Origin of the sequence: Chamaesiphon sp. GL140_3_metabinner_50, assembly GCF_025361915.1 — a bacterium.
Taxonomy (GTDB): Bacteria; Cyanobacteriota; Cyanobacteriia; order Cyanobacteriales; family Chamaesiphonaceae; genus Chamaesiphon.
The window spans coordinates 1-11306 of record NZ_JANYJC010000118.1; the positions used below are offsets into that span (position 1 = coordinate 1).

An 11306-nucleotide genomic window follows, 5' to 3' on the forward strand; every position below is an offset into this window, starting at 1 on the left:
CTCAATCTTCCTAACAGCTCTATTTTTTGTGCCCCTGTCGCAACCGATCGTTACTTGTCGTTTCGATCTGAACTGCCCTTTCGCGACACCTACCCGACATTAACCTGTCGCGACACGTCTAACCACTTGACATTTAACACTAATGATTATTTCTACTTTAGATAGCTAAATTATTAAATAATTTTAATCGATTTCGATGCCAGAAACCCGACTTTTTGAAAAAGTCGGGTTTATGCAGATCAGCCCAATCTCGATCGATAATCTTGATAAGAAAACTCTCGCCATAGTTTGAATTTACCATCTTTGTCAATTCTGCCGATCGATGGATGGACGACTCCATTAAACATTGAAGTTTTGACCATCGTATAGTGCATCATATCTTCAAAGATGATGCGATCGCCAATTGATAACTCTTTGTCAAAAGCATAGTCGCCTAAAAAGTCACCAGCCAGACAGCTAGAACCACCCATCCGATAGAATATATCGCCTGCTGCTGGCTCCCGCGCGCCGCGAATAGCTGGCTTATAGGGCATTTCCAAACAGTCGGGCATGTGGGCGGTAAACGACACATCTAACATCACATTTAGCACATCATCGGTCGGAATGAGATCTAATACTTTCCCGATTAAAAATCCCGTTTCCCAAGCAATCGCCGAACCTGGCTCCATCAATAATTGAATGTGCGGGTGGCGAGTATGGAAGGCATTTAATACCTCGATCGCATGGTCTACATTATAATCTTTGCGCGTCATCAAATGACCGCCGCCGAGATTGAGCCACTTGAGATCCGGGAGGAATCGATCGAATAATAGTTCGATATTTGCCAAGGTTTTTTCTAAAGCAAACGAATCGCTCTCACATAAATTATGCGATAAAAATCCATCTATTCCCGCTGGTAAAGTATCGCCCAAATTTTTAGCCGAAACTCCCAGCCGCGTCGAGGGCTGACAGGGATTGTAGAGAGCGGTTTTGACTGGTGAGTACTCAGGATTGATTCGCAACCCTACCGAGGGCTTGCTCGGCGTATGCGCGGCAATCTGGTGCTTAAATCTTTCCCACTGCCCGATCGAATTAAAGGTCATGTGCGATGCGAGGGGTAGAATCTCCGGTACATCTTCGTCGCGATAGGCTGGCGAATATACATGCACCTCAGTACCAAATTCCTCAGCAGCTAGCCTTGCTTCCCACAAAGAGCTAGCCGAAGCACCCTTGAGCGTGGTCCGAATCTGGGGGAAGCTGTGAAAGAGCGAAAACCCTTTGAGCGCAAGCATGATGCGAATCGGAGCAGATTTTTGGACTCGATCGAATATTGCCAGATTTCGGGCTAGTAATTCTTCTTCTAGTACGAAACAAGGCGAGGGGATAGTAGCTAAAATTGCGTCGTGATTTGAAATCATGTTCACTCAAGTAAATTTGGTCGTTCGGGAGGTAATTCGCCCAATTGCTGTCGATATAGTGCTAGCTGTGCCTCTAGCTCTCGCGCTCGTTGCGCCTCGCGATCTGCTCGTTGAGATTCTGCCTCAGCGCGTTGTGCTTCGGCTTCGGCTCTTTGGATTTGTTGCTCGATCGCAATATTTAATTCCTCCAAAGGCAATAACTTTACACCATCATCTAACCGATAAAAAGCAATGATTTTAGCTTCGACAACCAGACGGAGCTGTAACACCTGACTGGTATTATCGGCGATTGCCATATAAACTGGTTCCTCATCTCCTTGGAGCCGATAGCCGCGTAGCTGTTCGGGAATCCATTCGCCGCGCGGATCGAATTGCCAATATTCGGTCACACCCAGGCTCTGATAAAGATGTTTCTTCTCGACATCATCTTTATTGCAAGTACCTGGAGAAGTCATTTCAAATATTACCGATGGTACTCGACCTTCTTCCCAAATCTTGTAATTATCGCGTCCACCTGGCTCGACATCAAAAATTACCATCACATCAGGTGCGACTCTCAAGCGCGGAAAGCCCTGAGCATAGTACAAAAATTGGTCGGCTAAGACTGTCGCTTGTTGACCTTTGAGATGCGCCAGCAACATCGCCAAGGTGGTCATAATGACATAGAGATGGTCGTAAGACTCAGCCAAGGGTTCTCCGTCGGAACTAGGGTAAAAGATGTCGAGATTAGGGACTTTGTTAGCGGTGGAGTTGATAATTACGGCAGTCATAAACTTCCTCTGGTGCTATCTAAACTCAATCTTAGTGTGATGATGGGAAAAATACTGCTGGTGAAATATGAAAAAATTCTGCTAGTTTTTGAATGTGTTCGACAGTAAGCTGTCTATGACCGTTTAGTACCGCAGATACAATCGATTCAGTTTTAAAAATTGGCACTAATTCTTTTTGTTTTAATCCCCATTCTTCAATCAGAATGTTTAATAGTTCGATGCCATGTATATCTGGAACTTCTACAGTTGTATCTTCATATTCAGAAATTATTATCCCTAATAAATTGAGATATTCTTGCTGGTCGGAACTGAGATGCTTGGCATCTAGCAAAGCATCTACTACTTTTTGGACGGAGATCGCATCATTAGAAGACCGAATTGGACGAGGGGGGAATTCATTTAAGAGATCGATATATTTTGCACGTTCTGTAATGAGCATAGAATATTCGCCTAAGAGGTTATTATCATATTTAGTTTATTCATACCAATCATCATCTTTCCAATCATCTTTATTATATTCAGCATGAGTCAGTACATGACGGATGAAAACCGTTTGATATATGTAATCGACATAAACAATTAACCGATATTTATTGCCACCGATATTGAAGACCGTAAAATTACCTACTAGATCCGCAGCAGGGAGAGATTCTTTGAGTTCTACTAAATTTTGCCAGACAGCACTACGAGTTACTTTATACCAAGTTAGTAAGTTTTGTTTAGAACTAGCATGTTTGATATAGAAATCAGTTAAGCGGGCTTTGGTAATAATCCTCATGAAATTTTCTTCTCAAACAGTAGAGGGTCGATTGACTCTATTTTCACGATCGTACCCTCAGATTCGATTGACTTTACGGACACGCATCTACTTTATCTTAGCAAATTGCGAAGTATATGAAAAGGGAGGAAGCAAGTACGATCGAATTAAGCTACCAGTCGGTCTGACTAGTAGCTTAATGGGTGGTGCGAACACCATGCGATTATGTTGAAGTATGAATCACCATACCAGTGAAATTTAGCGTCTGAAGCGAACACCGCGTTGTGAGTTATCGACATTGGTTTCGCCGATTTGAATAGTCCGGTTATAGCGACCGTTAACGTCGGTGGCTTGGTCGGTGACGATCGAAGTACCAGTATTACCGCTTCCAGTGCGACCGAATCTGCTGTTATCGATATTGGTGTAACTACCTTGTGCGGTATTGTTACCTACGCCAGTCACTACCGAAGTTTGAATGGTTTTAACTTCTGTTGCTGTATCAGCATGAGCGGGGAGTGAAAAACCGATAGTAGCTAGACCTAAACCGACAACGAGAATAGATTTGAAGTTCATGATAGTGATTCCTAGATGAGTGAGTAAGTAAGTAACTAAAATTGAGAAATTAAGCGTAGTTGCGGTTGTTTGAGGCTTAAATAATCGCAACCGCACTAGTAATGTCTAGCGTTTGAAGCGAGGGCTAAAAGTACCACGTTGGGAATTATCGACATTGGTTTCGCTAATTTGACCAGTGCGGTTGAATTTACCTTGAACATCAGTGGCTTGGTCTACAGAGATTGAAGTACCAGTATTACTTACACCAGTGCGACCGAACTTGCTGTTATCGATGTTAGTGTAACTACCTTGTACGGTATCGTTAGCAACACCAGTTACCACCGAAGTTTGACGGATAACGCCAACAGTTGCAGTATCAGCATGAGCGGGAAGTGAAAAACCGATAGTAGCTAGACCTAAACCGACAACGAGCATGGATTTGAAGTTCATGACAGCGATTCCTAATGAGTGGGTGAGTTAGCGATTTACTGATGCTTGAGACTACAAATCTTGGATGGTTAATTTCGTAAAAGTTCGAGATTTAATTTCAACTTTAATCTGAGTTTTTACGAGTCTAATCGGTGTAGTTTGTGTCTGTTGCCTTCGTACCTATAACTACATATCCCTCATCTGGCTTTCCCGAAACTTAGCAAAATTAAATTGAAATTGCGATCGCAGGTGCCCCTAGTGTCAATTTGTCCGCGCCACGATCCGATCGGGTTAGGCAGTATATTAGGTTTGAGGCGATTCTCTAATGCTGCCAATATACAGCAGAGATGGCGGATGAAGATGATGAATTGCTAGCTGGAGTAATTATCGATCGATGGGGGCACTCATCCGCACACTGGTATAATTGCTAAAACTAGATGTGAGTATGTTCGATTTAGATGTATCTTGGGATGAATACCACCAGTCGATCGAGCAATTAGCCGATCGAATTTATCAATCTGAGTATGAATTCAATCAGATTGTTTGTCTGGCTAGAGGTGGATTGCGCGTCGGCGATATTTTATCGCGGATCTTCGATCGACCTTTAGCAATTTTAGCAGCTAGTTCTTATGGTGGCGACGGAGATCGGCAACGTGGTAAATTATCGATCGCCAGTCAGATGACGATGACTACCGATCGGTTGGGCGATCGGGTATTATTAGTCGATGACTTGGTAGATTCTGGCGTGACTTTGCAACAGACAACCATTTGGTTGCGCGATCTTTATCCAGAGATTCAGGATCTCAAAACGGCGGTGCTGTGGTACAAATCTGCTTCGCTGTATATTCCCGATTACTATATTAGTTATCTCGCTAATAATCCCTGGATTCACCAACCGTTCGAGAAATACGATAACTATAAGCTATCGACAGCAGATCGTAATTGTCCGTGATTTTGGGCGAGAATTGCCTCGGCTTTAGCTCGATCTACCTTTGTCCAGTGCATTAATAAAGCTACCTTCACCGATTTACCGCTAGCTGTTAATAATTCTTGCGCTGCATCGCGTTCTAATTGCGTCAAATCTTGAATCATCTGCAACGCCCGATCGAGTAATTTGGTATTAGTAACGGCAACATCGACCATCCGATTTCCATACACTTTACCCAACTTTACCATCGCGCCCGTCGAGAGAATATTCAAAGCCATCTTGGTTACAGTGCCCGATTTTAGCCGCGTAGAACCCGATAAAATTTCTGCGCCTACAGGTAATCTAATCTCGATATCGGCGATGCTGGCGACCTGATTTGCAGGCACGCAGGCGATAAATACCGTCTTGGCTCCGCGTTGTTTGGCATATTCGATCGCACCGTGGACGTAGGGAGTGGTACCGCCTGCGGTAATTCCCACCACTACATCATGCACGCCAACATTGCGCTCTACCATCGCCGCCGCGCCATCGCTGGCGATATCTTCTAAGCCTTCGGAACTTTTAATTAAGGCACCTGCGCCGCCTGCGAGAATGCCTTGAACTAGCTCTGGGGGGGTACAGAATGTGGGGGGACACTCTGCCGCGTCGAGGACTCCCAATCGTCCGCTGGTGCCCGCTCCGATGTAGAATAAGCGTCCGCCTTGGCGGAGGGCATCGGCAATGGTATCGATCGCAGTGGCTAATTCGACTCTAGCACCCGCGATCGCGTTGAGGGTGTTAATATCTTCTTTATTGAATAAGTCTACTAGTTCTAGAGTGCTGAGTCTGTCTAAATTAGCACTGTTGATATTTACTTGCTCGGTTAATAAATGTCCGCGTGTACTCAGGTTTTCGATCGTCATAAGGGAGATGGGAGTTCGGAGATGGGAGATGGGAGATGGGAGATGGGAGATGGGAGATGGGAGCAGGGAGCGGGGTGGGTGTGGGAGGTGTGGGGAGTGTGGTTTCGGCTTCGCTCAACCACCAGGGGAGTGTGGGAGTGTTTATTATTCCCACACCTCCCAGTCTCCGAGTCCCCCGTCCCCTAGTCCCCAATCTTTGTAAATCTAGCTCTGACTAGTTTAATTTCTTCGTAGGTATAATCATCGCCGAGATGGGCTTTGATGGGGGTGAGTTTTTCGGCTCCGACGATCGCGATTGCTTGTTCGATTGCGGTGACTTTGGCATCTGGTACGATTAAGTCTATCTTGACGCTGTAGCCGCATTCGAGTAGTTTAACGAGGTGATCGAAAATCGTATTCTCGCGCATCGATCTGCGGGTAGCAATATCGGCGATGCTCATGCCTTGCTGATATAACTCTAGGGTTTGGAGGTGGGTGTGGGAAACATCGCTTTTAGTTGGAGTCGCGACGTAGAGGGGGGGTGTGGGATCGGATTCGGTGAGGATGCTCAAGCCAGATTCGGTTCTAAAGGCTCTAATTTCGCCTGTAAACATTTCGCCGTACTGAGCGAGTTTGCGTGCCCCTACGCCGGAAATTTGGGCGAATTGGGCGAGGGTTTGGGGTTGCTGTTGTGCCATTAATTTGAGGCTGGAATCGGCGAAGATAACGTAAGGGGCGACTTTGTTCGCATCGGCGTACTGTTTGCGGAGTTTGTGCAAGCGGTTGTAAAGAGCTTGAGTCTCGACGGTACTGGCACTAATATCGGTGGTTGCGGTGGTGGGTTTGAGGGGGGAAACAGCGATTTCGACTTTGCGCTGGTTTTTCAGGATTTCCATACTCGTTGCATTGAGTGTCAAGACTGAATAACCATCGCTAGTTTCATCGACTAAGCCCTGATGCAGTAACGATCTGCCCAACATCCGCCATTCATCGACGGTGCGATCTTTACCAATCCCGTATGTAGAAAGTGTATCGTGTCCATTTTTAAGCACTTTATCATTCTTAGAACCGCGCAAGACATCGATCGTGTGCGCCAGTCCGAAAGTTCTCCCCCGATGGCGTTCGGAAAATCGATAGATGCAGGATAGTAATTTTTGAGATTCGATCGTCCAATCGGAAATCGGGCGCGGATATTTGCAGTTATCGCAGTTATTACAGTTACCAGGGAAGCTTTCGCCAAAGTAACCGAGTTGAATAATCCGCCGACATTCGGTAGCTTCGGCATAATTAATTACCCGCCGCAGTTGTTGAGTCGCAATTCGCTGTTCTTCTTCCAGAGCTAACCCCGTTTCGCGATCGACTTTTTGGTCGATTAAATACTCGATCGTTTTAATATCACCCATCCCAAAATACAGCGTACAATGGGCGGGTTCGCTATCGCGTCCGGCGCGTCCCGATTCTTGGTAATAACCTTCAATATTGCGCGGTAAATCGTAATGAATTACAAACCGCACGTCGGGTTTATTAATCCCCATACCAAAGGCGACGGTGGCGACGATGACTTTGACATTATCCCGAATAAAACTATTCTGATTATTAGTCCGAGTCTCGCTATCTAAACCCGCATGATAAGGTACTACTTGAATGCCATCTTGCTTGAGTTTAGCTGTTAACTCGTCTACTTTTTTCCGACTCAAACAGTAGATAATTCCCGAACCTTCAGACTGTTTTACCTGTGCGAGTAATTCTTTATAAGGCGCAGTTGTTTTGCGCCGCACCTCATAATATAAGTTCGGGCGATTGAAGCTGGCAATGTGAATCTCTGGTTCGCGCAAATCGAGCTGCTTAATGATATCCGATCGGACGCGATCGGTAGCAGTTGCCGTCAATCCCAACCAGGGCACCTTCGGAAAATAATGCCGTAATTGCGATAACTTGCGATAATCTGGTCGAAAATCGTGACCCCATTCCGAAACACAATGCGCCTCATCGATCGCAAACCCCGCAATCCCCACCTCTTGATGTAAATCGATTAAGAAGTTGCTAATAAACTCCTGATTCAATCGTTCGGGAGCCAGGTATAATAATTTAACTTCACCATTATAAATCGCTGCTGCTCGATCGCGTCTTTCTTCAGTACTAATACTGCTATTTAAAAAAGTTGCTGGAATACCATTATTTGCTAGCAGTTGTACTTGATCTTGCATCAGCGCAATCAACGGTGATACAACTATAGTCACGCCTTGTTTTAATAATGCTGGTAACTGAAAGCACAACGATTTACCGCCACCAGTTGGCATCACTACTAATAAGTCACGATTGGCTAATGCCGTCTCAATAATTTCTCGCTGTCCCGATCGAAATTCATCATATCCAAAGTAATGCTTTAATGCTTGTTCTAGGGTTTCAAATTGGGTAGAGCCAAGCATAAGAGATGGGAGATGGGAGTTGGGAGAGAGTAATACTCACATTGCTATGTCAGAGAGTATACCGTAAACCCCGGCTTTTTAGCTACTTACAGCTTGCTTTAGTATATAAATATTAGTAATTGTGGAGGTCTTCCGGCACCTAAGCGTTGCCTTGTCCGGTAACATGGCGCATGATGATGTCGAACTTAGTGTCCAGAGAGTCAAGCCGTGCGTTCATCTCTGTTCTTAATTCTCTTACCTCATCATGGAGATCGTCGATCTCTTCATAAACACGCTCGAAGGCTTGTCGAAACTCTTGAGGTGATACTTGAGTATATTCTAGTCTGTCTACTCTGCGATTTAAATCTCTAAACTCGCGAGCTACTTGCCGATCTTTATCATCTGGATTTTGTGCCTGAGTCATACTTTTCGATCGCAACTAGATATGTTTATATTTTACGGGATATTTAGCGGTACTTGTTAGCTGCGAATGAATCACGAGTTAATTTAACTATAAAGGTAGACAAATGACCTTTCTAGATTTAGAATAATCTCTGACAAACCCCGATCGAAATAATCTTATGAAGATATCCATCACATCGCATCGCATCGGACTTAGTTTGTGTACTGCTACAGTAGCTTCGCTGTCCCTGTTAGGCCTGTCAAGATCGGCTCAAGCGGCGACGGTACAGTTTACAGATTTGGCATCTTTTCAAGCTAATACAACTGGGCTAACAACTATCGGATTTGAAGGCTTGGCTCCAACTGGAAATTTTACTAATTATACTGGCAGTGGATTAACTATTAATGGAGTTACATTTATTGACTCATTTGGTTTATTTGTTGTCGATCCGCTCTTTGCTCCAAGCGCGTATGATTGGGGATCTGGTGCAGTTCTATTAGGCAGCACTAACTTTACTAGCTTGACAACTACTCTTACAGCTACTCTCCCATCTGGGGTAACTGCTGTTGGTAGCGATATTATGAGTTTTGACAATTATGCTTCGCCTTTTGTAATAACACTTTCAACTGGTGAGACATTTAATGTCAATTCGCTTAATTATCCCAATCGTCAGTTTGTGGGTTTCACTACTGATACAGCTATTGCTTCGATCTCATTTCAGGCTACTAGCGGCAACAAGGAGTTAGATAACTTCAGATTTGGAACCGCTAGTGCTGTTGCTGTCCCCGAACCTTTTACCATCATCGGTACATTAGTCGGCGGTACTGCGGTACTGCGGATGAGAAAGAAACTCAAAGCGGCTGGTAAGTAACAAATAATTAGCTGGCGGTGAAGTTGGGTTTCATTCTTCAACCCAACCTACAGATCTACAGATCTTAATGTAAAACTGACGTTATTCCGGGTAGGGGTAATTCATGAATTACCCCTACCCGGAATATTCGCTATAATCGTACGGTAAGTTGTACAATTATAGCCACCATGAAAGTTGTATCCTTTAGTGAAGCGAGAAATAGCCTCAAAGTGGTACTCGATCGAGTAATTGAAGATGCCGATTATACGATCGTCACCAGACGCGATGCTGATGACGTTGTGGTAATGTCTCTGGAATCTTTTAATAGTTTGATGGAGACAGTTCATTTGTTGAAATCGCCAGCAAATGCCGCTCATTTAGCTCGATCGATCGCCCAATTTAAAGCCGGAACAGCGGTAGAGCGAGACTTGCTAGATGGCTAGAAAACTGGCTTGGACGGGCGAAGCATGGGATAATTATCTTTACTGGCAAAGTCAGGATAAAAAGACGCTCAAAAGAATTAATAAACTCATTGAAGCTACGATGCGCGAACCATTTGAAGGCATCGGTAAGCCAGAACCCCTGCGAGAAAATTTAGCTGGTTTCTGGTCGCGGCGAATTGACGATACAAATCGGTTAATTTACGCAGTGGAAGATGAATATATTACCGTTATCTCTTGTCGCTATCATTACGATCTCTGAAGACTAATTTGAGATTCCAGGGATTGAGAGTAGGGGTAATTCATGAATTACCCCTACTCATTATTAGAGTGAGACTTGCTCAGTGAGAATGATACAAAAAATCATCCGCCTCAATCCCGGTTTGTTTGAGGATTTGGCGGAGAGTGCCTTCGGGCATATCACCATTGTGATTGGGAACCGTGGTATACTTACCCGTGCCGTCGTTAAACCAAATTTCGTGAGAGCCAGAGGCTTGACGATCGAGTGCGAACCCGTAGATTCGCAACACCTTGGCTACTTCACGATATCTGAATCCCGATAACCTGCCCATCCCATCTATCTAGTTAGTACGAGAGGACAGTCAAATTCATCGGCGATCGTCGGGAAACTATCTACGAACTGATTGCGTTCTGACATTGCCGCTAATAGTTGCTTGGCGACATCTTGGGCGATTTCTAGGGTTTCAGTCAGGCTCGGTGCTTGTGCGAGTAATCCGGGTAACGCATCAGAAGTAGCTAGGTAGTAACCTTCTGGCAATTTTTCGATATGAACGTTAATTAGTCTTTCCACTGAATTACTGTCGTACAATTTTAAAGTTTTTGTAAAAGGTTGGAGAAGATTCAATTAGAGCGATCGGTGTCCGCTGATGCAGACGCTGTGGAAATGAGATACTCGTAACTAAATTATGACACATCTAGCCGATCGATACTATAGTCCATAAGTCGTTTTTAGTTTAATTTCAGTAACTTGGCGTACATATTTTTGTACTGAGTATCTAATCTGCTTTTGGTAGCTACCTCGATCGAGGTTTCACCTGTAAGCTGTGCTAGTTCGTGCAGTAGCTCTTGTTGTTCTTGCGTCAGGGCGTGCAGCCGATCGACGATCTCCGTAACGCGCTCGGTAGGAGCAGCTAAGGTTAATTGCGAGTCTAACCGATCGCTCTTGGTACTATTGTGCCCAAATTTGCAACCGATCGATCTCCACATGAGTCCAAAAATCGGCTGGAGCAGCTTAAATGGTGTCGTGAGTACAAATAACCAAATTTGCTCGGTTCCCCGCCCAATCGCCTTAATTAGCCCCCACGTAGAGAAGATTACCAGCAAGCCTAAACCCAAGCTTGCCAAGGGATGGGCACTCAGCCAAGTTAAATAAGGGTGAGCTGCAAACCACTGGGTAAAATAGTTACCAACCGCACGTTCGATCGTTTCCGAAATATCCATGATTAGGCTTTGGACGTACTGAAAATTTTC

Annotated in this window: 16 protein-coding genes and 1 pseudogene; 5 read left to right on the forward strand and 12 right to left on the reverse strand. The window is 44.7% G+C overall.

Translation table 11 applies throughout. From position 1 onward, the window contains the following. Positions 1–239 precede the first annotated feature (239 nt). Genes nspC through Q0R35_RS06315 form a run of 4 tightly spaced genes read right to left on the reverse strand, consistent with a single transcriptional unit; the run spans position 240 to position 2945 of the window. The gene (gene nspC, locus Q0R35_RS06300; protein WP_295615240.1) at positions 240–1397 is read right to left on the reverse strand and encodes a carboxynorspermidine decarboxylase; all 1158 of its coding nucleotides are present in this window, start codon (positions 1395–1397) and stop codon (positions 240–242) included. Between the two features lie 2 nt (positions 1398–1399). Continuing rightward, positions 1400–2167, reverse strand: a complete 768-nt coding sequence (locus tag Q0R35_RS06305) for a Uma2 family endonuclease (RefSeq protein WP_295615241.1) — start codon at positions 2165–2167, stop codon at positions 1400–1402. Between the two features lie 31 nt (positions 2168–2198). Beyond that, on the reverse strand, positions 2199–2606 hold the full coding sequence (locus Q0R35_RS06310; protein ID WP_295615242.1) for a transcriptional regulator: 408 nt from the start codon (positions 2604–2606) through the stop codon (positions 2199–2201). Positions 2607–2642: 36 nt separating this feature from the next. Next, positions 2643–2945, reverse strand: coding sequence for a type II toxin-antitoxin system HigB family toxin (locus Q0R35_RS06315; protein WP_295615243.1), 303 nt, complete (start codon positions 2943–2945; stop codon positions 2643–2645). Here Q0R35_RS06315 and Q0R35_RS06320 point away from each other — a divergent pair. Then, positions 2944–3156: a hypothetical protein gene (locus Q0R35_RS06320; RefSeq protein WP_295615244.1), complete on the forward strand. Its 213-nt coding sequence runs from the start codon at positions 2944–2946 to the stop codon at positions 3154–3156. The genes Q0R35_RS06315 and Q0R35_RS06320 overlap by 2 nt on opposite strands. Positions 3157–3182: 26 nt before the next feature. Here Q0R35_RS06320 and Q0R35_RS06325 read toward each other — a convergent pair whose 3' ends face one another. Both Q0R35_RS06325 and Q0R35_RS06330 read right to left on the reverse strand, forming a co-directional pair. Further along, positions 3183–3497, reverse strand: a complete 315-nt coding sequence (locus Q0R35_RS06325; RefSeq protein ID WP_295615245.1) for a hypothetical protein — start codon at positions 3495–3497, stop codon at positions 3183–3185. A gap of 105 nt (positions 3498–3602) precedes the next feature. Next, positions 3603–3926: a hypothetical protein gene (locus tag Q0R35_RS06330; RefSeq protein ID WP_295615246.1), complete on the reverse strand. Its 324-nt coding sequence runs from the start codon at positions 3924–3926 to the stop codon at positions 3603–3605. Between the two features lie 424 nt (positions 3927–4350). Here Q0R35_RS06330 and Q0R35_RS06335 point away from each other — a divergent pair, with 424 nt between their 5' ends. Continuing rightward, positions 4351–4857: a phosphoribosyltransferase gene (locus tag Q0R35_RS06335; RefSeq protein ID WP_295615256.1), complete on the forward strand. Its 507-nt coding sequence runs from the start codon at positions 4351–4353 to the stop codon at positions 4855–4857. Here Q0R35_RS06335 and murQ read toward each other — a convergent pair. The 3 genes from murQ to Q0R35_RS06350 form a co-directional block, all read right to left on the reverse strand. Further along, a complete protein-coding gene (gene murQ, locus Q0R35_RS06340) occupies positions 4821–5729 on the reverse strand; it encodes an N-acetylmuramic acid 6-phosphate etherase (protein ID WP_366944834.1) in 909 nt (302 codons plus the stop codon). The genes Q0R35_RS06335 and murQ overlap by 37 nt on opposite strands. A gap of 188 nt (positions 5730–5917) precedes the next feature. Next, the gene (gene recQ, locus Q0R35_RS06345) at positions 5918–8143 is read right to left on the reverse strand and encodes a DNA helicase RecQ (protein ID WP_295615248.1); all 2226 of its coding nucleotides are present in this window, start codon (positions 8141–8143) and stop codon (positions 5918–5920) included. 139 nt (positions 8144–8282) lie between these two features. Next, entirely contained in the window at positions 8283–8546 is a 264-nt protein-coding gene (locus tag Q0R35_RS06350) for a hypothetical protein (protein ID WP_295615249.1), read from the reverse strand. Positions 8547–8703: 157 nt separating this feature from the next. Between Q0R35_RS06350 and Q0R35_RS06355 the strand changes: the two genes are divergently transcribed. From Q0R35_RS06355 to Q0R35_RS06365, 3 genes are all read left to right on the forward strand, one after another. Next, entirely contained in the window at positions 8704–9396 is a 693-nt protein-coding gene (locus Q0R35_RS06355) for a PEP-CTERM sorting domain-containing protein (protein WP_295615250.1), read from the forward strand. A gap of 167 nt (positions 9397–9563) precedes the next feature. Next, the gene (locus Q0R35_RS06360) at positions 9564–9818 is read left to right on the forward strand and encodes a type II toxin-antitoxin system Phd/YefM family antitoxin (RefSeq protein WP_295615251.1); all 255 of its coding nucleotides are present in this window, start codon (positions 9564–9566) and stop codon (positions 9816–9818) included. Further along, on the forward strand, positions 9811–10077 hold the full coding sequence (locus tag Q0R35_RS06365) for a Txe/YoeB family addiction module toxin (RefSeq protein WP_295615252.1): 267 nt from the start codon (positions 9811–9813) through the stop codon (positions 10075–10077). The genes Q0R35_RS06360 and Q0R35_RS06365 overlap by 8 nt, the downstream gene beginning before the upstream one ends. 79 nt (positions 10078–10156) lie before the next feature. Here Q0R35_RS06365 and Q0R35_RS06370 read toward each other — a convergent pair whose 3' ends face one another. From Q0R35_RS06370 to Q0R35_RS06380, 3 genes and pseudogenes are all read right to left on the reverse strand, one after another. Further along, complete coding sequence (locus Q0R35_RS06370; protein ID WP_295615253.1) at positions 10157–10387, reverse strand: type II toxin-antitoxin system HicA family toxin; 231 nt, start codon at positions 10385–10387, stop codon at positions 10157–10159. Between the two features lie 5 nt (positions 10388–10392). Then, the gene (locus Q0R35_RS06375) at positions 10393–10626 is read right to left on the reverse strand and encodes a DUF1902 domain-containing protein (RefSeq protein WP_310485552.1); all 234 of its coding nucleotides are present in this window, start codon (positions 10624–10626) and stop codon (positions 10393–10395) included. 158 nt (positions 10627–10784) lie between these two features. After that, positions 10785–11306 (reverse strand): annotated as a pseudogene (locus tag Q0R35_RS06380) (hypothetical protein); the annotation flags it as partial.